Source organism: Enterovibrio calviensis DSM 14347 (assembly GCF_000621165.1).
Taxonomy (GTDB): domain Bacteria; phylum Pseudomonadota; class Gammaproteobacteria; order Enterobacterales; family Vibrionaceae; genus Enterovibrio; species Enterovibrio calviensis.
Map to the genome: position 1 here is coordinate 29,181 of NZ_JHZA01000008.1, position 24,241 is coordinate 53,421.

At 47.5% G+C, this 24,241-nt stretch carries 15 protein-coding genes and 7 tRNA genes; 4 read left to right on the forward strand and 18 right to left on the reverse strand.

Annotated features, from left to right (window positions below; all coding sequences use genetic code 11):
* Nucleotides 1–192: 192 nt before the first annotated feature.
* Both Q365_RS0107110 and Q365_RS27430 read right to left on the reverse strand, forming a co-directional pair.
* A complete protein-coding gene (locus tag Q365_RS0107110) occupies nt 193–1,236 on the reverse strand; it encodes a GMP reductase (RefSeq protein WP_028022695.1) in 1,044 nt (347 codons plus the stop codon).
* A 391-nt stretch (nt 1,237–1,627) separates the two neighbouring features.
* Nucleotides 1,628–3,775: an immunoglobulin-like domain-containing protein gene (locus Q365_RS27430; protein ID WP_028022696.1), complete on the reverse strand. Its 2,148-nt coding sequence runs from the start codon at nt 3,773–3,775 to the stop codon at nt 1,628–1,630.
* A 458-nt stretch (nt 3,776–4,233) separates the two neighbouring features.
* On the opposite strand from Q365_RS27430, the gene Q365_RS0107120 reads away from it, so the two are divergent.
* Nucleotides 4,234–4,989: a DNA alkylation repair protein gene (locus Q365_RS0107120; protein WP_245621516.1), complete on the forward strand. Its 756-nt coding sequence runs from the start codon at nt 4,234–4,236 to the stop codon at nt 4,987–4,989.
* A gap of 61 nt (nt 4,990–5,050) precedes the next feature.
* On the opposite strand, the gene Q365_RS0107125 is transcribed toward Q365_RS0107120, so the two are convergent.
* From Q365_RS0107125 to Q365_RS0107140, 4 genes are all read right to left on the reverse strand, one after another.
* The gene (locus tag Q365_RS0107125) at nt 5,051–5,317 is read right to left on the reverse strand and encodes a hypothetical protein (RefSeq protein WP_245621517.1); all 267 of its coding nucleotides are present in this window, start codon (nt 5,315–5,317) and stop codon (nt 5,051–5,053) included.
* Nucleotides 5,318–5,453: 136 nt separating this feature from the next.
* Nucleotides 5,454–6,587, reverse strand: coding sequence for a carboxynorspermidine decarboxylase (gene nspC / locus Q365_RS0107130; protein ID WP_028022699.1), 1,134 nt, complete (start codon nt 6,585–6,587; stop codon nt 5,454–5,456).
* Nucleotides 6,588–6,648: 61 nt separating this feature from the next.
* The gene (locus Q365_RS0107135; protein WP_028022700.1) at nt 6,649–7,893 is read right to left on the reverse strand and encodes a carboxynorspermidine synthase; all 1,245 of its coding nucleotides are present in this window, start codon (nt 7,891–7,893) and stop codon (nt 6,649–6,651) included.
* Nucleotides 7,894–7,982: 89 nt separating this feature from the next.
* Complete coding sequence (locus Q365_RS0107140; RefSeq protein ID WP_028022701.1) at nt 7,983–10,886, reverse strand: pyridoxal phosphate-dependent class III aminotransferase; 2,904 nt, start codon at nt 10,884–10,886, stop codon at nt 7,983–7,985.
* 1,098 nt (nt 10,887–11,984) lie between these two features.
* Between Q365_RS0107140 and Q365_RS0107155 the strand changes: the two genes are divergently transcribed.
* Entirely contained in the window at nt 11,985–13,352 is a 1,368-nt protein-coding gene (locus tag Q365_RS0107155; RefSeq protein WP_028022703.1) for an MATE family efflux transporter, read from the forward strand.
* Nucleotides 13,353–13,371: 19 nt separating this feature from the next.
* On the opposite strand, the gene Q365_RS0107160 is transcribed toward Q365_RS0107155, so the two are convergent.
* The 12 genes from Q365_RS0107160 to Q365_RS0107215 all read right to left on the reverse strand — a co-directional run bounded on the left by Q365_RS0107160 (nt 13,372) and on the right by Q365_RS0107215 (nt 21,459).
* Nucleotides 13,372–14,313, reverse strand: a complete 942-nt coding sequence (locus Q365_RS0107160; protein ID WP_028022704.1) for a helix-turn-helix domain-containing protein — start codon at nt 14,311–14,313, stop codon at nt 13,372–13,374.
* Nucleotides 14,314–14,498: 185 nt separating this feature from the next.
* Nucleotides 14,499–14,585: transfer RNA gene (locus tag Q365_RS0107165), tRNA-Leu, on the reverse strand.
* An 83-nt stretch (nt 14,586–14,668) separates the two neighbouring features.
* Nucleotides 14,669–14,744: transfer RNA gene (locus Q365_RS0107170), tRNA-Gly, on the reverse strand.
* Between the two features lie 33 nt (nt 14,745–14,777).
* Nucleotides 14,778–14,854: transfer RNA gene (locus Q365_RS0107175), tRNA-Met, on the reverse strand.
* A gap of 65 nt (nt 14,855–14,919) precedes the next feature.
* A tRNA-Gly gene (locus Q365_RS0107180) sits at nt 14,920–14,995 on the reverse strand.
* Between the two features lie 33 nt (nt 14,996–15,028).
* Nucleotides 15,029–15,105: transfer RNA gene (locus tag Q365_RS0107185), tRNA-Met, on the reverse strand.
* 66 nt (nt 15,106–15,171) lie between these two features.
* Nucleotides 15,172–15,247 (reverse strand) — tRNA-Gly (locus tag Q365_RS0107190).
* 3 nt (nt 15,248–15,250) lie between these two features.
* Nucleotides 15,251–15,324: transfer RNA gene (locus Q365_RS0107195), tRNA-Cys, on the reverse strand.
* 300 nt (nt 15,325–15,624) lie between these two features.
* A complete protein-coding gene (gene fabV / locus Q365_RS0107200) occupies nt 15,625–16,827 on the reverse strand; it encodes an enoyl-ACP reductase FabV (RefSeq protein ID WP_028022705.1) in 1,203 nt (400 codons plus the stop codon).
* Nucleotides 16,828–16,986: 159 nt separating this feature from the next.
* Nucleotides 16,987–19,281, reverse strand: coding sequence for an acyl-CoA dehydrogenase (locus Q365_RS0107205; RefSeq protein ID WP_028022706.1), 2,295 nt, complete (start codon nt 19,279–19,281; stop codon nt 16,987–16,989).
* Nucleotides 19,282–19,336: 55 nt separating this feature from the next.
* Nucleotides 19,337–20,014 (reverse strand): TetR/AcrR family transcriptional regulator, encoded by a 678-nt coding sequence (locus Q365_RS0107210; protein WP_028022707.1) that lies wholly within the window; start codon nt 20,012–20,014, stop codon nt 19,337–19,339.
* 608 nt (nt 20,015–20,622) lie between these two features.
* The gene (locus Q365_RS0107215) at nt 20,623–21,459 is read right to left on the reverse strand and encodes an NAD-dependent epimerase/dehydratase family protein (RefSeq protein WP_028022708.1); all 837 of its coding nucleotides are present in this window, start codon (nt 21,457–21,459) and stop codon (nt 20,623–20,625) included.
* A gap of 315 nt (nt 21,460–21,774) precedes the next feature.
* Between Q365_RS0107215 and Q365_RS0107220 the strand changes: the two genes are divergently transcribed.
* Together Q365_RS0107220 and pyk are read left to right on the forward strand one after the other, a co-directional pair.
* Entirely contained in the window at nt 21,775–22,629 is an 855-nt protein-coding gene (locus Q365_RS0107220) for a MurR/RpiR family transcriptional regulator (protein WP_028022709.1), read from the forward strand.
* 145 nt (nt 22,630–22,774) lie between these two features.
* Entirely contained in the window at nt 22,775–24,220 is a 1,446-nt protein-coding gene (gene pyk / locus Q365_RS0107225) for a pyruvate kinase (RefSeq protein WP_028022710.1), read from the forward strand.
* Nucleotides 24,221–24,241 lie beyond the last annotated feature (21 nt).

Below are 24,241 nucleotides of genomic sequence, written 5' to 3' on the forward strand. Positions count from 1 at the left end.
TCACAGAAAGCATGGTGCGAGCACTACGCCGAATAATGTAATCGGCGTGTTCTGCAAACCCCCTCGGAATCTCATTGATTTGATACAAATAGACTTAGCAAAAAGACACGTTCAAGTTGTTCATGGTTTAGTGAATTTCTGGCAAAAAAAATGCCACCCAATTGGGTGGCATTTTTATGTATTCTTTCGGATTTATTCTTTACCGAACACGTTGTTTTCTTGTTCTTGAACTCGAATGAAAGTTGTTCTCTTCGTTAGCTCTTTCAGTTGCGCTGCGCCAACATAAGTACACGTAGAACGTACGCCGCCAAGAATGTCAGAAATCGTGTCGTTCACTGTACCACGGTATGGAAGCAGTACGGTTTTACCTTCTGCAGCGCGGTATTTTGCAACGCCACCAGAGTGTTTCGCCATCGCGCTTTCAGAAGACATGCCGTAGAACTTCATGAACTGTTTGCCGTCTTGTTCAATCACTTCGCCGCCGCTTTCTTCGTGACCTGCCAGCATACCACCAAGCATCACGAAATCAGCGCCGCCACCGAAGGCTTTAGACACGTCACCCGCACATGAACAACCACCGTCACCGATGATGCGACCACCTAGGCCGTGTGCTGCGTCTGCACATTCAATGATTGCAGAAAGCTGCGGGTAACCTACACCGGTTTTCACGCGAGTCGTACATACAGAACCTGGGCCAATGCCCACTTTGACGATATCTGCACCAGCAAGGATGAGTTCTTCAACCATGTCGCCAGTAACAACGTTACCTGCGCTGATCACTTTGTCAGGGAATTCCGCACGAACACGCTCAACGTATTGAACAAGGTGCTCAGAGTAACCGTTAGCAATGTCGATGCAGATGAAGATCAGCTCATCAGACAATGCCATGATATCTTTGGTTTTTTGGAAGTCTGCATCAGACGTACCGGTAGACACCATTACGTTGTTTAGCGTTTTAACATCAGCTTCTGCAACAAACGCCGCCCAGTCAGCAACGGTGTAATGTTTGTGAATTGCCGTCATACAACCATGCTCAGCAAGCACCTTGCCCATCTTGAATGAGCCGACTGAATCCATGTTCGCAGCAATGACTGGTACACCAGACCATTGACGACCACTGTGCTTGAATGTAAAATCGCGGGTTAATTCAACTTGAGAGCGGCTTTTTAGGGTAGAACGTTTCGGGCGAAACAGTACATCTTTGAAACCCAACTTCAAGTCTTGTTCGATACGCATGTGTCTTTTCCTTACTGATTAAGACGTTGCCCTTTCGGACATTTGCTCTTGGCACGTTTCACTATTGGCAGATAGTGCAAACATTCACCAATGAGCAGGCACAAAAAAACCGGAGCGTTGGCAGACGCTCCGGTTTTCAGCATTATAGGAACAGAAATATTATTAACAAGACTGATATTAGTAATTTTTTTGTGATACCTTTGGCAAGATTACAACCTCGAAAAACCGTTCAAGCCCATCCCCTGCAACAACCTAATCTCTTGTTTTAATTAAAATAACGCGTAAAAACTCTTATCTTACAACTGATTTTTCGCGACATAACGTCCCCATTTTCTTTACAGATAAAGAAAAGGCCACGTAAAAACGCGGCCTTCATCGCTATTTATTTAATTTAGATAATTTGCCAAGCACCCCACTCTCCACTGGCTGTAGGGTTATCACCCTTCGTCCAATACTTCGCTTGGTAAGTCACGCCGTTTATCGTCACTTGATCACCGCCGAGATAAACTGTCGAAGCATTCCACGTCGAGTCACCCGGTGTAGGGTCTGGCGTTGGATCCGGTGTCGGGGTTGGCTCTGGATCTGGAGTTGGAGTTGGCTCAGGTGTCGGGTCAGGGGTTGGGCCTGTATCTCCACCACAGGTGCTGCCGCTCGTCTCTGTCCAAACACCCCACTGTCCGGTTGTGCCCGGTTCTTGACCTTTCGTCCACCAACCTGCTTTCCACGTTTTTCCAGCATGGCTAACAACGGCACCAGTGTCATAGGTCGCTGTTGCGTCCCAAGCAGTGACACATACTTGGCCATCGGTGACTTCAACTGTACGTAGAACAGAAACTGACTGACTAGCGCTATCTACTACTGAGTAGGTTAAGGAATACGTACCGGCAGTCGCTGCATCGACTTGTCCCGTTACCTTGATGGCTGCTGTGAGATCTCCATCTTCAGTATCTTTGGCGGACACGCCATTCAATGCATTAAACGCTGTACCCACTTTAATGCTGACGTTATCAACGCCAACGAATACTGGCTTATCGCTGAACACTTCTACCGTGCGGTTAGCGGTGGTGACGTTATTGTCGGCATCTGACACTGAGTACACTAAACCAGTCGTACCCAAACGGCTTGTATCAACAGTGCCTTCAACAACGATGTTAGCCGTCAAATCGCCATCTTCTTTATCACTGGCACTCACGCCGTCCAACGGATTGAACGCCGCATTTTGACGTACTTTCGTGCTATCAACGCCATTTAAGACTGGTTTACCTGACACAGGGCCCGCGTCATCAATCACTCTGACGTTTGGATAACCCTGATGCGAACCGTATTTATTGGTAACACACGCTTCATAATCGCCAGGGATCAGAGCAGAGTACGCGGTTTGGTAGCCAACCAATTTACATTGGAAAGAAACAGGGAAACCTGCGGTGTAGGTGTAATCTTGCTCCCAGTTGGTATACAGCACATCCGTCGCGCCATTAAGGTTCAAACTGCCGTAAGGTGTTTGTTGCCAACAGGTATTCGTTTCATCCGCTTCGATAGGGATTTGGTAATGGGCAGCGAGGCCTTCCCAATAACGAATTCGGTTTACAGGCTGACCTTTGTCTTTGTTTTGTTCACCACATTCAATACCACCATTGATGATATTAATCGTGGTACCAAACCCATAACCAATACCTGCATCAGTCTCACGCTGAGAAGGAGACCATGTACGGTCGATAACGTGCAGCATGGCAGGCTTAGGCGCTTGAGGTGTCAGGAAAAACCAAATTGCAGACGCCAAGTTTAGCCATGAATCCGCGACAAGCGCAGGGTTGTTCAGCAATACCGTGGCATCACCGTCGAACATGACTTCGGAGAAAGGGCCGTAATTAAAGTGGTAAGAAAGCTGTTTTGCCCCACGACCGAAATAGCCTTGACCCGTTGCACAAGGCCAACGAGCATTTTGCCAATCACTTTGCCCACATCCAGTGGTATAGCCTTCCTGACCTTCAGACCAACCCATTTCACGAACATGCACAAGAGCTTGTTGCCATTCTTCTAACGCTAAAGGGTTATCCCAAACATTGTCGACAGCAATGTGTCCGCCAGTTTCTTGAGCAAAGTGAGCAAAAGCGGTGATGATGGATTTTTTACAGATGGCATCGGCGTCACGGCCATCCGTGTAATCGCCACAGAATGCTGGGAACTTACCTATCGCTTTAAGAAAACGCGTATAGGTGTACTCGGGAGCAGCCATGTGCGTAAGAAAATCCCAATCTGAGCTTGAAAATACCCTTTCAGCACGCGTTACGTTGACTGGGTTCGTCGCCGAACCAGGTTGAATTGCATCAACTACCGCGTTTGACTCAGTCCTAAGTGCCTGCGCCCAAACGTCATACATTGGATCTGTGACTTTGACTGATTCTGCCGCTTGGACTTCTGAGCGCAGTAAAACGTAGCCACCTGGATTATCAGGATCCGGTTGTGGATTCATTGTCACGCCCGCTTGAGCGAGGAAGCTAGCACTAAAAATAGCACCGGCCAGTACTGAATGTTTCATCGTTAACGTTCCTTATCGAAAATTTGATTCAGTGTGTACATGGATTTAACCAATAAACGCTGCGGGATCTGTGCCTTCCTCAAACTTGTACCTTTGCCCAAAACAACCACATGATGACGCAATATGCGAAACGGCATCATGGAGTGCTTTCTTGATGGAGTGAAAGAGTGGCGACTATTTTTTCCTCACAGCCAAACCAATATATTCACTGTGGAAATGTGAAAATGAGAGCCAAACGCCAGTAGCTCTACCCGAACCCTGCAACATGATGAGTTCTCGAGTCACATCAAGGCGTTATGCAAAACAAAATGTGACGTAACGAATGAAAACATGCCATTTCCATTGAAAATTACAGGCTATTGCATGACAGAAAACACACAGTGTTTGCTGCTGATACATTGATTACCCAAATAAATTAACGTGGTTCATGCCACCACAATTTCCACCACATCACGTCGATGACGCGTGATAACATCGACGAAAGAATGCCGTTTACCGAAGAGTGGAATGCTATGCACGATGCCAAATCCATCATTGAATCGATAAAAAGCCAAGGCGACCCCATAACCGCACAGCATTCCGCGCGTTTTTTTAAATCGGGCCCTGGGGAATATGGAGAAGGCGACAAGTTCATTGGCGTGCGTGTACCCGTGATTCGACACGCCGCCAAAATCTACCGAGCCGCTACGCTGGATACCATCGCGCAATTACTTGCCAGTGATTGGCATGAAATACGACTATTTGCAGTCATACTGTTGTCGGAGCAATTTAAGAAGGCGAATGCGGCTGGCAAAGAAACGATTTACCACTTCTATTTGTCCCAGTCTCACTACGTCAATAATTGGGATTTGGTAGACAGCTCTGCGCACCATATTGTCGGTGGTTATTTGGCAGATAAAGATCGCTCAATACTCTATGAATTGGCCGATTCAACTTCGCTATGGGAACGCCGCATAGCCATGATGGCAACCTTTCCCTTTATTCGGCTTAACCAGTTTGATGACACCAGTGCCCTTGCGGAAATCTTGCTGTTCGACAAAGAAGATTTGATTCACAAAATGTGCGGCTGGATGCTGCGTGAAGTCGGTAAGCGAGATGTGGACTTGCTACGCCGCTTTCTGAACAAACATATTGCTGATATGCCTAGAACCATGCTGCGATACGCAATTGAAAAACTTGATAGTATGGAGAGAAAACACTTTCTCTCCCTCTAAGCTAATGTCTGATTTGATGTCTAAGTTGATGTTGATGTTGATGCTTAAGTTAATGGTGGTATTACACACGTCTAAGGGATTGAATCTCTTCGTCTATTGAATAACCCTTGCTGATGACGATTTTCTCCAGCACTTCTATGCGACCTCTCAATGCATCAAGTTCATTCTCATACACTTGATTAAGGTCTGTGGTCTTTTGGCTATTAAGCTCAAATTCGCGTAGTTGCGCGCGATAAGTAAAATAACTACGTAATGTTTTCGCCGCTACCACGGCGGCAACGGTGACAAACACAAACAAGAACACATCCATATTCTTTCCTCCATCCATGGTCTCCGTCTTTATAGGGGAATTAGGGGAAATGCGCTATTGAGGAGAGGAAATGCTCGGAGTTACATCATAGATATGAATAAAAAGAGCGCACACGGCGCTCATTTTTACTATTTATTTACCGAATAACAGAACGTTATGAAACTGCCCATTGTGATAAGCTTCGTTTGAAGTCTTGGTAATCAAATTCATTCAATAACTGCACTTCCCCATTGCTGCGTTGGCAATAGATAGAAGGCATTCGCAGGCCATTGAACCAGTTCAGCTTCACCATGGTGTAGCCTGCACTGTCAGAAATATGCAGGCGCTGCCCAATCTGCAACGGCTCGTCAAAGTTCGCCACAGAGAACTGATCACCCGCCAAGCAGGAGCAGCTGCCAATCACGTACGTGTGATCACCATTTTCCGTAGCTTCCTCAATGGAGGCTGGCTCGTTATAGATCAGCGTATCCAAACGGTGCGCTTCGGTTGCACTGTCCACAATGGCGGTTTGCATGTCGTTTTCGACGATATCTACCACAGTAACAACAAGATCTGTCGTCTGGGTGATAATGGCTTCGCCCGGTTCAAGATAGAGCTGAACGCCATGTCGCTCGCTGAATGTTTTCAGCGCAGACGCGAGTTTTTCAACGTCGTAACCCGGCCATGTAAAAAACACGCCGCCACCTAAACTTACCCACTCGAGTGAATCGAGATAAGCGCCAAACTTATCCGAAATGGCATCCAATAAACCGATAAACGCATCCACGTCTTTGTTTTCACAGTTCATGTGGAACATCACGCCATTTAGCGATGCAAATACCTCAGGGTCGATCTTGTCGGCATGCACACCCAAACGCGAAAACTGACGCGCGGGATCCGCAAGATCTTGTCCGGCATAGCTCACTCCCGGATTCAGACGAAGGCCGAGTGACGCTTTGCCTTCCACCAAATGACGATACGCTTTGAGCTGTGATTGGCTGTTGAAGATCAGCTTGTCACAAATGTCGGCAACCTCACGCACGTCATCTTCGCTATAGCCCACGCTATAAGCATGCGTTTCACCGCCAAAGGTTTCATGACCGAGTTTCACTTCGAACGGACCACTGCTCGTGGTGCCATCAAGGTATGGCTTGATGATGTCAAACACACCCCACGTAGAGAAGCACTTCAACGCCAGAACCAGTTTCACACCGGACAAGGCTTTCAGGCGTTTTGCTATCTCTAGATTGCGGATCAGCTTGTCTTCATCAATCAGAAAATACGGGGTTTTTAATTGCGATGTTGTCATTACTTTTCTCACAAAAAGCCCACGATATTCATTCGACATATCGCAGGCTTCATCAGCAAATTTACTTCAGGATATTGATGGTTGGCACTTGTGGTTCAAGTTCTTCAACGCCCCAATCTAGGCCAATTGAAGGCATCAATTCGAGGAATGGGTCTGGGTCGAGCTGTTCCATATTGAACACGCCCTTGCCATTCCATGCACCTTTAAAGTAAAGCAATGCGGCAGTGATCGCCGGAACACCCGTGGTGTATGCGATCGCCTGATGCTCAACGTCTTTGTAAGCCACTTCGTGATCTGCATTGTTGTAGATGAACACGCTGCGCGCTTTGCCGTCTTTTGTGCCTTGCACCCACGTACCGATACACGTCTTACCGGTATAACCAGGGGCTAGTGACGTTGGATCTGGCAACAGCGCTTTCAGTACTTTCAGTGGCTCAACCACAGTACCGTCTTGCAAAGTGACGGCCTCTGGGCTCAATAGGCCGATATCGCGCATGCAGTTGAAGTAGTTTAGGTAAGCATCGCCAAAGCCCATCCAAAACTCGATGCGTTTTGCTGGGATGAATTCTTTCATTGAACGCACTTCATCGTGCGCCATGGAGTAAACTTTGTGGCTGCCAACAAGCGGGAATTCAAATTCCATCATACGGGTATGACACGCCACTTGTTTCCACTCACCATTCTCCCAGTAGAAAGAATCGCCTTGGATTTCTAGCATGTTGGTTTCAGGGTCAAAGTTGGTCGCGAACTTCTTACCGTGGTCGCCCGCATTCACGTCCATCACATCAATGGTGTCGATCTCGTCAAACAGGTGCTTAACCGCATACGCAGCAAACACACTCACCACACCCGGATCAAAACCTGCACCCAAAATGCCTGTGATACCGGCTTGTTCAAACTTCTCACGGTAGCCCCACTGCCAATCGTAGGCTTGTGGCACTTGCTGGCCTTCAGAACACAGGTCAACGGCAACAGACGTATCAAGGTAAGAAACTTTTGCTTGGTAACACGCTTCCATGATTGTCATGTTCACCCATGGAGGGCCAGCGTTGATCACCAAGTCAGGTTTCACGTCTTGGATGAGTGCAACCAGTGCGTCTACGTCGTCAGCATCAACAGCGCGTGATTCAAGCTTTAGGCTTGGATCTTTGAGGTTATTACGGCCTTTGATCGACGCGATGATCCCGTCACATTTCGCTACCGTGCGCGATGCGATAGTGATATCGCCCAATACGTCATTGTTCTGTGCCGCCTTGTGCGCAATGACCCAACCAACACCACCAGCACCAATTTGTAAAATTGCCATGTTCTTAATTCCTTATAAGACACTAAGTCTTTAAAACAGTGCGATGCCTTTGCCAATCAGCAATGTAGCAAAGACATCAAACTCAATATTTAACCCTGAACTTGCTTAACTGCGTCGTCAGCAAGGCTCTCTAATTCATTCAACAAGCTATCGAAGTCGCTGAGTTTCAAACATGGATTGAGGAGCGTGAACTTGAGTGCCACGTTTCCATCCACCACGGTTTCGCCCACGACGGCGCGCCCTTTAACCAGAGCGTCTAATCGGATTTGCTTGTTGAGGTAATCAAGGTCGAGACCTTGATTCACGCCCACATATCTAAACAGAACCGTCGATAAACACGGTGCTGCCAGCAGTTCAAACTGAGATCGGTTGTTGACCATGTCAGCAACGAGCTGCGTTTGGTTCAGTAAGTGATCAACCATAGAACCGAGCGCTTGCGGCCCAACGTTCTGCAGCGTCATCCACAGCTTGAGCGCATCAAAACGGCGTGTTGTTGCGATAGATTTATCGACCAAGTTCGGAAGCACATCTTCTTCACGGTTGAGGTAGTCAGCGTGGTGGCGAATATACCCAAAGTGGTTTTTGTCTTTGAGGATCACCGCTCCGCAGCTGATTGGCTGGAAGAACATTTTGTGGAAATCGATGGTCAACGAATCAGCACGCTCAATGCCTTCCAAACGGGCATGGTGACGGCTTAGCATTAACGCACCGCCATAGGCCGCATCAACGTGCATCCATAGGCCATGTTTTTCGGCCAACATGGCAACGTCGTCCAGATCGTCGATGGCGCCGTGATCAGTCGTACCCGCCGTGCCTGTAATGGCAAAAGGAATCAATCCTTCGGCTTTCAACGCTGCCAAGGTCGCATCGGCAGATTCGATGTCCATGGTGCCGTCGCTGTAGGTATCAACACAGATCACCGCATGCTCACCCAACCCCAACAAGGATGCGGATTTTTGCATGGTGAAATGCGAGTTCTTCGAGCTAATGAGACGCAGCTTGTCCGCGTAATCTGGCAAGCCGTCTTTTTGAACATCAGTCCCTGAGATCTTTTCGATCGCGTTGTCACGCGCCATCAACAGACCCATCAAGTTACTTTGTGTACCGCCACTGGTGAATACGCCATCGGCTTGGTCATCAAAACCAAAGCGCTGACATAACCAATCCGTCACTTCTTGCTCAACGAAGGTTGCCGCACTGGCTTGATCCCATGAATCCATAGACTGGTTCAGCGCCGTAATGAAGGCTTCTGCCGCAATAGCGGGGATCAGCGGTGGTGTGTGCAGGTGGGCAATACAATGAGGATGCTGAACGATGATTGAATTCTTAGCGATCAAATCGCTGGTTTCTTCAATCACGTCATCCAATGACTGAGGCGTTTCACCCAAGTTGGCATGGCGAATTTGAGAGGCCAACACAGTAGGATCAATGCCGCTGTATGGCGATTCAGTGTTTTCGAAGATCTTCTTCAGCGCTTGTGTGGTTGCGTTCATTGCTGCTTCAAAACTGTCCGCGCCATCTTTACCCGTATGGACAAAGTGATCACGCCAGTTCTGTTGCAAGGTATCCGCAGGCTGCACAGCTTGCGTTGGCTCAACCAAAGATTCAATCGCGTCTTGCAATGCCTTTAGCGCAAAGTCGATTTGCTCAAACGTAATGATGATCGGCGGCAAGAAACGCAGCACTGAACCTTCACGCCCACCTTTTTCGATGATCAAACCGCGCTCTAGTGCTGCGCGTTGAATCGCGATGGTCAACTCAGGCGCAGAAAGCGGTTCACCGAACTTGTTCTTGCCCCCTTCAGGGTCGCAAATCTCAACGCCCAACATGAGGCCTTTGCCACGCACTTCAGCGATGCAGCTGGTTGTGAGTGCCATCTTTTCAAGGCCACGACGAAGATAGTCGCCGGTGATTTTTGCTTTGTTGGCAAGGTTGTCACGACGAATGATTTCCATCGTTTTCGCACCCGACACCATAGCAAGCTGGTTACCACGGAATGTGCCGGTGTGCTCGCCTGGCAACCAAGTATCAATTTCTTTATCAAACACCAGCAATGACATTGGCAGGCCGCCGCCTACCGCTTTTGACAGGCACAGGATATCGGGTATGACGCCAGATTCTTCGAACGCAAAATGCTCGCCTGTTTTACCAATGCCACATTGAATCTCATCGAAGATCAGCAAAATGCCGTTTTCTTCGGTAATACGACGCAACTCTTGTAACCAAAACGCAGGGGCTGGAATAACACCGCCTTCCCCTTGTACTGGCTCAACAATAATCGCCGCTGGCTTTTGAACACCGCTCTCATCGTCTGCCAGCATGCGCTCAATATAGCGAAGCCCTTGACGCGCACCTTGCTCACCTTGCAGACCAAACGGGCATCGCAAATCATACGGAAACGGTAAAAAGTGCACATCCGCCATCAGGCCTTGGCGGCGCGATTTCGTGCCTAGATTCCCCATTAGCGCCATGGTGCCGTTGGTCATACCGTGATAAGCGCCGTGGAAGGCCGCAATGGTATTTCGACCCGTGGTTTGTTTTGCCAATTTGATCGCCGCTTCAACGGCATCAGCCCCCGAAGGGCCACAAAATTGCACCTTGGTATTTTCGGAGAAATCTTGCGGGAGGAAGGCCATCAATTCACGAATGAAATGGTCTTTAGCAGGAGTCGTGATATCGAGTGTTTGATACGGAATGCCCGCATTCAATTGTTCAATCACTGCTTGATTAATTTCTGGGTGGTTATAACCGAGGGTTAATGTTCCCGCGCCAGCAAGGCAATCAAGATAGGTTTGACCACGACTGTCTTCCACCATTGCACCAGATGCTTTCGCAATGGCAAGGGGTAATCGACGAGGATAAGAACGAACCTCGGATTCGTAGTGCTCTTGACTCAGCAACAGCTCGTCAGGCGTAAGATCGTGCAGCCCACTCAAAATAGGGACGTTTGGCGCGTTATTTGTTTCTTGGATATTGTTGGTAAAGCTAATCATTGTTGTTGATCTTCCATGTTCCACTTCCAACATTCTTCTCGAATGACAATCATGATTTCCAAGCACGGCGGAGTGCTCAAAAGCGCAGCAATTGTCAGAATGTGGATAGCGCACACCCCCGAGTTCATCGGGAAATACCCGTGACGCAGCATCATGCATAGTCATCGGAAACCAAAGTGTGTATTGAAACGCGGTTCTAGAACGCAAAGCGGCACGATCTGAATCGTGAAAAAAGCTCAAGCGTTAGGAGTGCGCCTCAATGGAACGGAATGTTCAAGGCTCAGTAATAATACTGCAGTTGGGTAAGACGAAGCTGAAATGTGTGTATGACTTAATCACAGTTGGGTTCCTCAATATGCCCCAGACCTTCTGGATTGCATTATCAATGCCCTTCTACTGGAGAGTTGACCCCAGTACCTACGTTGCGACAACAAGACTCAAAAAGCGTTGCCACGTGTGTCTCGAAAAGCGCGATGTTCGAGATTGTTGCGAAAAATAACAAAGCTACTTTTTGAACACAAGTGAATTTTGTCACTGAGTGGAAAAAAATTTACACATAAAAGCAACAAGGTGCACTTTAGCGTGCCGTTTTCTTTATGAGAAGCGCGGGTTATGACCCGCTCTAAGCAACCCAGTGATACGTCTCCAATTCCGGGTTCATCAAAGCGAGAACACAACCGGGAACAAGTGTTTTGGGAAAAAGTGCGTTGGATAAATGCGTTGGATAAATGCGCTGGATAAATGCGCTGGAAAGGCAGCCTAACATTTTAGGGAAACAGGAAGCCAAAGACGGGATCAGACTCTAAGGATTAAGCGTCACAATGAAACGCAGAAAGCGGCGATAAATAGTAATTTCCGCTGTAAAAGTTAATACTTTCATGCCTGTTTAAGCGCCAACCCCCAACATATCATACAACCTGATTTTTATGAGTTCCGTCATAGTGACGAACTCGATAATCGGGCCATGAGAATACGTAAGTTGTGCTCTTTGGATTAAAGATCCTCCATCCAACACTTAACCAGTCTAGAACACATCAATATGAAATCTCTCTCGAGGGATTTACTCATGGGCCGCACTCAACACATCATGGATAGACTATGACCGACAAGACGTTAGACGAGTCAAAAAATACTGAAGCTGTCAGTATGGGGCTAATAAAAATCACATGGCCTATCTTTTTAGAAGTGCTATTAACATATTTAATAAACTTCACTGACATACTGTTTTTGAATAAAATATCCGAGCAGTCTGCCGCAGCAATTGGCACGCTGATGCCAGTCGTCGTCATTCCTATTGTTATATTGCACTCACTATCCATAGGCACCACAGGTGTTTTGGGGAGAATGCTAGGCGCAAAAATACACGAAAAGTTAGAGAAGAATTATTTGTACACGGTCATCTTCAACTTTTTAATTGGCTTGACCGTCATGGTCGCGTATTTATTACTCCACAATGAAATAGGAACAATGATGGGGTTAAGTAGCGAGATGAATGATCTAACATCCGCTTACTTGCTTATCTTCACGCCAGCACTATTGATCAAGTCTATTCAAATTGGATATGGCAGCATTTTGAATGTTAATGGCTGGACAAAGCTAAACATGCAATCAACGCTCGTTGCCAATGCTGTGAATATCATATTAAACACGCTCTTTCTCTTTGGAGGATTTGATATAGGCTTTAATGGTGTCGAATGCGTCGCACTCGCCTCTGCCCTTTCCTATTTTACGGGGCTAGCTATTGTCATATATTTCGTACACGTAAAGAAAAATATCAAATTCGACTTCTCTGGTAGCATCAACGATTTCAAAACTTATATGGCACAAGTGTTAAAAATTGGTGTCCCTGCCACAATGGAACCGATGTCATATGAGCTTAATAGATTCTTTATCACAATCACCGTCATTTCACTTGGTGCATTGGCAATCTCAACGAGAATTTACACGCTGAACCTGATTTTGATACCAATCATTTTCTCCCAATCCATTGGCGTAGGAAACCGGATCATCATCTCTCATCTTTTGGGTGCTGGTGACCATCAAAAGATCAAAAAACAGATCAATCAAAGCATTACTCTCAGCGTCGCTGGCAGCACCTTAATGCTATTTGTCATCTGGATGTTATCCGATTACGCATTTCTCATCTTCACCCAAGATGCGGAAATCCTCGCTTTGGGTGCGACGTTGTTAGCGATTGACATACTTCGCCACCCAGCAGGCGCGATAAACATGGTGGTCGTTAACAGCCTCGTGGTTTCTGGTGATGCTAAGTACCCTGTCGGTCTATCGATTACTAGTATGTGGTTACTCTGTTTACCTATGGTTTATTTCTTTGCCATCGAGCTTGATTATGGCTTGATCGGCGTTTGGTTAGCGTTGCTCGTGGACGAATATATTCGATGTGCAATATGCTTAACACGTTGGCGTAACGGTCACTGGAAGAAACAACCCCAAGTATTCGCCTAATCAGCCTAAACCGCGGCTGTTACTGTCCAAGCTGTGAAGAAGCGCCCCTGGACTGATGAGCTGCCAACTCTTTATCAAGCTGTATCTCTATTAACTCTTGAGATACAGCATTGAACATCTGGGATAGTGATGCCTTCTGAGCGTCATTAGCCCCACGTATAATCGGTGACAAAATAGAGAGTCGATGATGTCTACGCCTGTTGAATATTGAGAAATCTGACGTTCCCGTTTCAGACCAACGATTGTCTAATTGTAAAGCAGCATGGGAACGGGCAAAAAAGGTGAATGGTATTCGAGGATGGTTACACGGTTTTTCATACTGTCGATATGTCTTATCAGATATACCGAGAAACTCAGCCAGTTTTTCTTGAGAAAGCCCCAAGTGGTCACGAATTAGCATCATGTTCTTTGCCACTTTAACGTAGTAGTTAAGTTCGATATCCAGAAGTACATCGCTTAAATCGGGCACTAATTCAGAACTAGCTGCCGGTGTGATTGCGCTCTTAGTGATCTCTTGGCTGAGCAGACACAGGGAATTGAAGGTGGCATCGCTAGCATGTGAAACCGTGCAATAAAACGGAGCCATTTCCCAACACGACGAGGATATATTTAGATACGGCGAATATTCAGTATCAAACAGCAGAAGATTGTTTGGTGATCCTGTCACAATTGACCATCGGGCCACCGAGTGCATTTTTGCAACGTCAGCCCCTTTCTCATACTTCCGGTATTGGGCTATCGACACGCCAAAAGCATCTGCCATTGATTGTTGTCTAGCCCCCGTAATGCGCCGATATCGAACTAAATTTTTCCCAATTTGTTGTGCGACACCCGCATTATCAAAATGCAAATTTAGGGGTGTCGCCAAGTTATTGATCTTTTCAAAGCAAAAATAGTCCAACTTAAAACCTTTATCAGTGCAATTTTGTGCATCGGGTAGATTATTGGTTTCCGGAGTCACTAATCCAGTGCCAATCAGCTACTTTTGGTTAAGTTGCGACCTGTGCTTTACATTTTGCTTTAATAATCAAACAGAAACGCCTGATCCCGACCCTACTATATCCAGCGATATCGCCAATTAAAAACGGAAGGAGCAGAATATACAGACGAAAAAAAAGCCCACCTTTCGGTGAGCTTTCTTAGTAATGGTGCCCCGGGCCGGACTTGAACCGGCACAACGCGAACGTCGAGGGATTTTAAATCCCTTGTGTCTACCAATTCCACCACCAGGGCACGCAATTCTGGATTGCGATGATAGGCACCATCGTCGTATGTATTTCTACATACTTACTTTCGACGAATCGAAAGTCAAAATTTGGAGCGACACATCGGGTTCGAACCGATGACCTCAACCTTGGCAAGGTTGCGCTCTACCAGCTGAGCTAGTGTCGCAGTATCAACCGTTTTTCAACGCTTGATAAAATGTGGTTGCGGGAGCCGGATTTGAACCAACGACCTTCGGGTTATGAGCCCGACGAGCTACCAGACTGCTCCATCCCGCGTCCGATTAACCGTTCAAAGTACGGCGTAGACTTTTTTGCTACCGACCAAGTCGTTAACAAGAACTTGGAGCGACACATCGGGTTCGAACCGATGACCTCAACCTTGGCAAGGTTGCGCTCTACCAGCTGAGCTAGTGTCGCAGTATCAACCGTTTTTCAACGCTTGATAAAATGTGGTTGCGGGAGCCGGATTTGAACCAACGACCTTCGGGTTATGAGCCCGACGAGCTACCAGACTGCTCCATCCCGCGTCCGATTGACCGTTCAAAGTACGGCGTAGACTTTATTTGTTACCGACCAAGTCGTTAACAAGAACTTGGAGCGACACACGAGGTTCGAACTCGTGACCTCAACCTTGGCAAGGTTGCGCTCTACCAGCTGAGCTAGTGTCGCAAATGGAGGCGCGTCCCGGAGTCGAACCGAGGTACACGGATTTGCAATCCGCTGCATAGCCACTCTGCCAACGCGCCTTTGTTTCCCAACCCCTAGGGGTTCATACTCACTGGGGAAATTGCCTTCCTCGTTGGTATGTGCCGCATTCTACCTAACTTTATGAGGCTGTCACGCATTAATTTAGGGGTTTTAGTTCGTTTGCTTTCTTATTGAGCAAATATGATAAATATCAGCCACATTGATCAAATTTTTAGCAAAAATATCTGGAAATTTTTGTCACAGCCCTTATAGGACGTGGTCTAGTTGTTCCAGACACAAAAAAGCCAGCAAGGTTTTGCTGGCTTTTCAATAACAAGCTAACGGCTTACCCGTTGCTGTTAGATAGCTTGAACGTCAAAATCAATCTCGGTGTTAACGTCTGCGTCGTAATCGACACCGTCAATACCGAAACCAAACAGCTTCAAGAACTCTTCTTTGTACTCAACGTAGTCAGTTAGCTCTTTCAGGTTGTCTGTGGTGATTTGAGGCCATAGTTCACGACAGTACTGTTGAATGTCGTCACGCAGTTCCCAATCGTCCAAACGTAGGCGGTTTTTGTCGTCCACTTCCGCAGCCGAGCCATCAGCTTTGTATAGGCGCTGGCTGAACATGCGGTAAATCTGCTCCATACAGCCTTCGTGTACGCCTTGTTCACGCATTTTCTTGAATACCATGGCGATGTACAGAGGCATAACTGGAATCGCAGAAGATGCTTGTGTCACCACACTCTTCAGTACGGCAACATTCGCTGTGCCACCTGTTGCTGCCAGCTTGTCGTTCAATGCAGACGCTGCACGGTCCAGATCCATCTTGGCACGGCCTAGTGCGCCATCCCAGTAGATTGGCCACGTCAGTTCAGTACCGATGTAGCTGTATGCCACGGTTTTACAACCATCAGCCAATACGCCAGCATCTGACAGGGCTTGCATCCACAATTCCCAATCTTCGCCGCCCATCACGGTGATGGTGTCTTTTATTTCTTCGTCAGTCGCAGGCTCAACACTTGCAGAGATGATTTCATCTTTGTTGGTGTCAACCGCTGTTGAGGTGTACACCTCGCCGATTGGCTTGAGCGATGAACGCACCACTTCGCCAGTTTTTGGCAACTTACGCACTGGAGATGCTAGCGAGTAAACCACCATATCGATCTGACCAAGGTCTTCTTTGATCAGCGCGATGGTTTTCTTTTTCGCTTCGTCAGAGAACGCATCGCCATTCAAGCTTTTTGAATAGAGGCCTTCTTCTTTCGCTAATTTGTCGAATGCGGCAGTGTTGTACCAACCTGCTGTGCCTGGCTTTCTCTCTGTGCCCGGCTTTTCGAAAAACACACCGATGGTCGCTGCACCACCGCCAAACGCGGCTGCAATGCGCGATGACAGGCCATAGCCACTTGATGAACCGACTACGAGCACACGTTTTGGTGCATTTGCAATTGGGCCTTGAGCCTTGGTGTATTCGATTTGCTCTTTTACGTTGGCCTCACATCCTACTGGATGAGTGGTCGTACAGATAAATCCGCGAATTTTCGGTTTGATGATCATATTTAATGTTCCTTTCAAAGTTGGGCTTAGGATAAATACTTCATCTTGTTTTCGCACTCGTTTTTGTCGCAAAAGGCGAGTTTCGGTCAGTGGTTGGAGGTGTTAGCGTTAAAAAACGCCGCAATTGCGGCGTTTTTGTTGGTGAGGTCGCGCGGTAAATTACGCGGCTTTTCCTTTCTTGCTGTTTTTCGCAGGCTGTTTGCTTGTATCAACGAACCAAGATGGGTCGAAGTTATCAACCTGAATCGCTCTCGAACGCAGCGCATCAGCATGCTTGATTTTGTCCACCTCTTCTTGCGTGAGGACATTTAGCGCAACGGCTTGTTCTAGCCTTTCTGCCAGTATGCCCTTCGCAGGAATTTGCCCTTTTTTCGCGGCGACGGCCATTTTCTTCTCAAGTGGTTTGATGGACACCATTGCTTCAAATGCGCGTTCCATGATGGCGACAGGGTCGTCATCTTTCGTCCCAACATAACAAAGATGCGTGAGACGCTCGCGATGTGCCCCTGGAGTCATCAGCAAATCAGCGATTTGATTGCTAATGGCATCTGATGGCGCATCGAAATGCAGACCAATTGGGAATAGCAGTGTTTTCAGCGTACGACCCACCCCCTTACGTGGGAAGTTGTTAAACGCGCCGTCAAAGGCAATGGCGCATTGGTGCAAACAATGCTGCAGTGAGTAGTGAACAAACGGCAAATCGGTTTGCTGGCGACCTTCGTCTTCATAGCGTTTCAAAACGGCAGACGCTAAGTAAAGATGGCTTAGCACATCCCCTAAACGGGCAGATAGCATTTCACGACGTTTTAACTCGCCGCCGAGTGACAGCATGGAGACGTCTGCGGTTACCGCCAACGCACGGCTCATACGCGACAGCTGACGGTAATAGTCTGCCGTTTCACCTGACACAGGTGCACTGTTTAGGCGTGAACGGGTAAAGGCGTTGGTGAATGCCATTAACACGTTCTTCGATGCGAAACCGATATGCTTCATCAGTAAGCGATCAAACTCTTGCGCGCCTTTTGTTTCGTCGGTGTTCGCTGCCGCTTCCATTTCTTGAAGAACATACGGGTGGCATCGTGTCGCGCCCTGACCAAAGATCATCAAGTTACGCGTTAGGATATTTGCGCCTTCTACTGTAATAGCAACGGGCATCCCGAAGTAATGGTGTCCAATGTAGTTCAAAGGCCCCAATTGAATGGCGCGTCCTGCATGGATGTCCATGGTGTCATTCAAGATGGTTCGCGCTAGCTCTGTCATGTGATATTTGGCAATCGCAGTAACGATCCCCGGTTTCTCTTTCATGTCGAGCGAGGTAGTGGTTAGCGTTCGTGCGGCTTCCAACATATAGGTGTAACCACCAATACGTCCCAAGGCTTCGGCAACCCCTTCGAATTTACCAATGTGCATTCCAAACTGCTTACGCACGTAGGAATAAGCCCCCGTGGTTCGCGCAGCCAAATGACCAACCGCCGTGCCAAGTGCTGGCAATGAAATACCACGACCGGCTGACAAACACTCCACCAGCATACGCCAGCCTTTGCCGACATAATCTTGTCCACCGATAACCCATTCCATAGGAATGAAAACGTCATGTCCTCGCGTTGGGCCGTTCATGAATGACAAACCTAGCGGGTTGTGACGCTCTCCGATCTCAACGCCTTCATGGTCTGTAGGGATCAATGCACACGTAATACCGAGGTTTTGAGTATCACCAATCAGTCCGTCTGGGTCATCAAGTTTGAATGCCAAGCCCAGTACTGTGGCCACAGGAGCCAACGTAATGTAGCGCTTGTTCCACGTCAGACGTATGCCCAGCACCTCTTCACCGTTGAACTTGCCCATGCAAACCACGCCCTTATCAGGGATCGAGCCCGCATCTGAGCCCGCTTCTGGGCCAGTCAATGCAAAACAAGGGACTTCTTGACCGTTAGCAAGGCGCGGTAACCAGTAGTCTTTTTGCGCTTCGGTACCATAGTGAGTAAGAAGCTCGCCAGGACCTAGTGAGTTCGGCACCATGACAGTGACCGCTGCACTTAAGCTGCGGGTCGCGATGCGCGATACAATGGTTGAGTTCGCATAGGCTGAAAACGCCAAACCGCCAAACTCTTTGGGAATGATCAATGAGAAGAATTTTTCTCTTTTGAGGAACTCCCACACCTCAGGAGGCAGATCTTTGCGCTCTTGAACAACTTCAAAGTCATTCAGCATTGCCAGTAAGGTTTCCAACTGATTATCAATGAACGCCTGTTCGTCGTCCGACAGTCGAGGCTTAGGGTAGTGCAGCAAGGTTCCCCAGTTTGGGTTACCAGCGAACAATTCGCCGTCCCACCAAACACTCCCCGCTTCCATTGCTTCGCGTTCAGTGATCGACAGCGGTGGAAGCACTTTCTTGAAAAACTTAAACGCAGGGTCGCTCAAATAGCGTCTTCTTAGTGATGGTTGAGAGCTCATGATTCAGATCCTTTTGTTTCGTCAGACGTTAATGTTTTTTTTTATTCTTATAGTTTTAGCTTGCACTGCGCGACGAATCGCTCGATACAAGAGAGAGATCATTACTCACAGGAGCGTCTACGCCCGCCGCCAAGTAAGGGATCAGTCGGTCCACAATGTCTTCAGTGGAAACATTGTGTCCAAAGTCGTTTTCTGCAATTTCTCCAAGCGCGACATTAGATGCCATGGTGAAAATCACTGCGCCAAGGGTGAAGTGTAGTCGCCAGAACACGTGTTCTGGTTTAAGAGAAGGGTTGGCTTTCACCACTGCTTGAGTGAACAGTGTGAGTACACTGTCGTAGCGAGTCGTAATAAACCAGCGCAAGTGCCCTTGCACATCGGTATAGCCTCGGCCTATCAACTGCATGAACACGGAAGCGCCGCGGCGACGGAAAGTGTCTAGCCCCAATAGTGGCTGCTTCGTGCAGGTAAATACGTCTTCCATCGAGATGCTGTCTTTTACTAGCAGTGTTTTCAGCTCTTTCTCCAGCTGAGGCATAAACTCTTCGAGGTAACGTGCTAGCACGGCACGCACGAGCGACTTCTTGTCACCAAAGTGATAGTTAACCGACGCGAGGTTAACGCCTGCTTTGCTCGTTATTGTGCGAAGAGAGGTATCCTTAAAGCCATGCTCGGCAAACAGTTGCTCAGCCGCATCAAGAATCTTGCCCTTGGTTTCACCTTTCCCTGCCATATTCATTCACCTGTATTAAACAACCGTTTAACTTTACATCTCGTTAGCATTAATAACAAGCCCAAAACATTTACTCTTGAAGCTCCTTCGTGTACCACATTCGACACAAAAAAAATTAATCACCTAAATTCAAAATGTTAATCGTCGAACTGGAGGTTTTTTGCTCACTTTTGAGAATTAAAGTGCAGTTGGTGGGAACAAATTCAGAAAGCGCGGGTCACATATAATGCCACTGCTTTTTTTTGGAATTTTAGATTTTCTAGAGCCCGTATCAGATATTGATAGCGGGCTTTTTTTCGACTTGTCGTCTGACTAACGCGTTGAGAGGCTGGAAATGGGCATCCAAAAATTAAATGCGAATATTTTTGAATTATTTTGAACTTATTCGAATGAGGGGCGTCTGAATACATGTAGATAGATGATAAGTGCCTTTAAATGTAACGCTGGCCGCCAAACATGAATTCTAACTTATCACTAGATGCTGCTGCTTTTTCTTACTCCTGTTTCAAATTTTTTGTTGCCCGCTTCCTCGGAAGCGGGTTTTTTTATGCTCATTCACTGTGATTTTCAAAATCCATGCGAATTTTTTCTATCCGAGTTCAAGCAACCTATCCGAGTTCAGGTAATGGCATGTCATATGGCGAGGGATAACGTAAGCGCAAACCCAAATGCTTCACCGTATAGTCGGGAGAAATCCACTTCCCTTCCCCACCATCTTCAATGAACTCAGGCTCAACCAACCCCATTGCCCCTGCCGCCCAGCGATAAAACTCACTCCGGGAAGGATGCTCAAAAGCACTTAGATGGAAAGTTTCACCGCCACATTGTTGATGAATGATGGCAGAAATGGCTTGAATACAATCCTCTCGATGGATCAAATTCACGGGGTCTTTTCCACCAGCAATACCAGCGCGACCCGCCATGTGCTTCGCGGGGTGACGCGTGTCCCCCACTAATCCAGAAAACCTTAGTACAACACCGCCCTCTGGGAATTGTGTTAACACGTAGCGTTCAATTTCATTGTGCGCCTTGCCTGATTCCGTATCGGGCTCACACACTGTGCTTTCAACAATTTCGCCTTTCGCTCCGCCATAAACCGACGTGGTGCTGATGAAAACGAACTGCTTTGTGCCTCCCGCTTTCGCGCGATCCACCAGGTTTTTCATCGCGGTGACGAACGTTTCACGTTCGAACGTGCGTCTACCTGGTGGAATATTGGCGACAAACACGTCGTTCGAAAACAGTGCTGCTTTCTCATCTTGCGCATTTTCATCATAAATATCGTAAACCACACCTTGAATTCCATACTCCGATAATGCGGCCGCTGCAATGTCGGTTCGCTTTGAGCCGGTGACGTCAAATCCATTGTTGGCGAGATTTTCAGCCAACGCTAAACCGAGCCATCCACACCCGCATACTGATACTGTTTTATATGGTTTCGACATCGAAAGTTCCCTGTAACCCATTTTCATATACAAGACAAAATCAACGAATGCGTGCCACAAGATCGGAATCTAGCGCACGATTGATGAAAAAAAGCTCCGCTTTGGTGTAATTAAGCAACTAAAAGCGTGAATGAATACAAATTTTTTACAGGCAATTCTTGGTTAAAATGTCATAAAGAGAATTGACCCGTTAGACTCAACTATAACATTGTTGAGCTTAGAGTTATTTGAACCAATGAGGTCAGCAAGGCCCGACTAGCTATGTCGACACACCCTGCTGATAATTTAGACATCGGAAGCCAAGCGGTAATCTGAATGAACACGCTAGAAAAAATACAAAAGAATATTGAAAATTTTAGTAAGTCTGAACGAAAGGTAGCAGAAGTTATTATTGCTTCACCTCAGACTGCCATCCATTCAAGTATTGCTACCTTGGCAAAGATGGCAGACGTGAGTGAACCTACGGTTAACCGCTTTTGTCGTCGTTTAGACACAAAAGGGTTCCCAGACTTTAAACTGCACCTTGCACAAAGCCTTGCCAACGGCACACCATACGTTAACCGTAACGTCGAAGAGCACGACAGTGCCGATGCTTATACCGCGAAGATTTTCGAATCCACCATGGCGTGTCTTGATGTAGCAAAAAACAGCATCGATACTCTTCAAATTAATCGCGCTGTCGATTTGCTCACTCAAGCGAAGAAAATCTCATTCTTCGGTTTAGGAGCTTCAGCTTCTGTTGCTCACGATGCACAGAACAAGTTCTTCCGTTTTAACATCCCTATCGTCTGCTTTAATGACATCGTTATGCAGCGCATGAGCTGCATTAACTGCAGCGACGGTGATGTTGTTGTCGTGATTTCCCACACGGGCCGAACCAAATCCTTGGTTGATGTAGCGACATTGGCAAAAGAGAACGGTGCCACGGTTATCGGTATTACTGAGAAAGGCTCCCCGCTCGATAAAGTGTGTTCATTGACCATCACACTTGATGTTCCAGAAGACACCGACATTTATATGCCAATGGCTAGCCGTGTAGTGCAAATGACCGTGATTGATGTGCTGGCAACGGGATTCACCTTGCGCAGAGGACCAGGCTTCAGAGAGAACCTGAAACGCGTGAAAGATGCGATTAAAGATTCTCGCTTCAACAAAGAAGCACTGACCTAAATCGACATAGGCAATTGAAAGGGTAGACAGAAAGTCTGCCCTTTTTCTTTCTCCGTCACTCTCTCGGCTACACTTACCCTATTAATTCAAATATCAATGAATCACCGACATTGAATTTCAATCATCTCATTTTCAGGGGACTTTCATGACTGACCCAATGCGTCGAACGAAAATTGTTACCACCCTAGGGCCTGCAACTGACAAAGACGGCGTGCTTGAACAGCTCATTGCCAGCGGTGCCAACGTTGTGCGGATGAACTTTTCTCACGGCAGCGCGGAAGACCATATCAAGCGCGCAGATCAAGTGCGTGAAATCGCGGCAAAATTGGGGACGCACGTCGGTATTCTTGGCGATCTACAAGGCCCTAAAATACGCGTTTCTACGTTCGCTGACGGAAAAATCAACCTCGCTGTTGGCGACCGCTTTATCCTAGACAGTGACTTACCCGTAGGTAAAGGCGATAAAGACCGAGTTGGCCTCGACTATAAAGACCTCCCTAAAGATGTTGGCCCAGACGATATCTTATTGCTGGATGATGGTCGCGTTCAGCTAAAAGTCATCTCAGTAGAAGGCACGTGCGTGCATACCGAAGTGACCGTTGGTGGACCACTTTCAAATAACAAAGGCATCAACAAAAAAGGGGGCGGTCTTTCTGCTCCAGCTCTAACAGACAAAGACAAGCAAGACATCCTTACCGCTGCGCAAATTGGTGTCGATTACCTCGCTATCTCTTTCCCTCGTAATGGCGAAGACATGCGCCTTGCGCGTTCATTAGCGCGTGATGCAGGCTTAGACGCCCGCTTGGTCGCCAAAGTCGAACGTGCCGAAACGGTCGCGACCGATGAAAATATCGATGACATTATCGAAGCGTCAGATGTGGTGATGGTGGCAAGGGGCGATCTGGGTGTCGAAATTGGTGACCCTGAGCTTGTGGGTGTGCAGAAAAAGCTTATCCGCCGCGCTCGTGCGCTAAACCGCTGCGTGATAACTGCTACGCAGATGATGGAGTCGATGATCAAAGCGCCGATGCCAACCCGCGCAGAAGTCATGGACGTCGCCAACGCCGTGTTAGATGGAACAGATGCCGTTATGCTATCGGCAGAAACGGCAGCGGGTGATTACCCACTTGAAACGGTCAGAGCCATGGCCGAAGTGTGTATTGGGGCAGAAAAAATGCCATCCATTAACGTCTCCAATCACCGCCTCAACAAAGAATTCGAATTGATTGAAGAAACCGTGTCCATGGCGACTATGTATGCGGCGAACCACATGCCGAAAGTCAAAGCCATGGTGTCGTTAACGGAATCGGGTAAAACGGCTTTGATGATGTCACGCATCAGTTCGGGCAAACCGATTTTTGCCCTGTCACAACACGAAGCGACATTGCGAAGAGCCGCTCTTTATCGTGGTGTCACGCCTGTTTATTTCCAAAGTGATACAGGTGCTGGCCCAGACGTGGCTCACAGAGCAATAACCTTGCTTAAGGAACAAGGCCACCTTCAGCCTTGGGACGTGGTGATTTTCACTCAAGGTGATGTGATGGGTTATGTTGGCGCGACCAACACCATGCGTTTAATTACTGTGACCTGATAGCTAGAAGCTAGAAGCTAG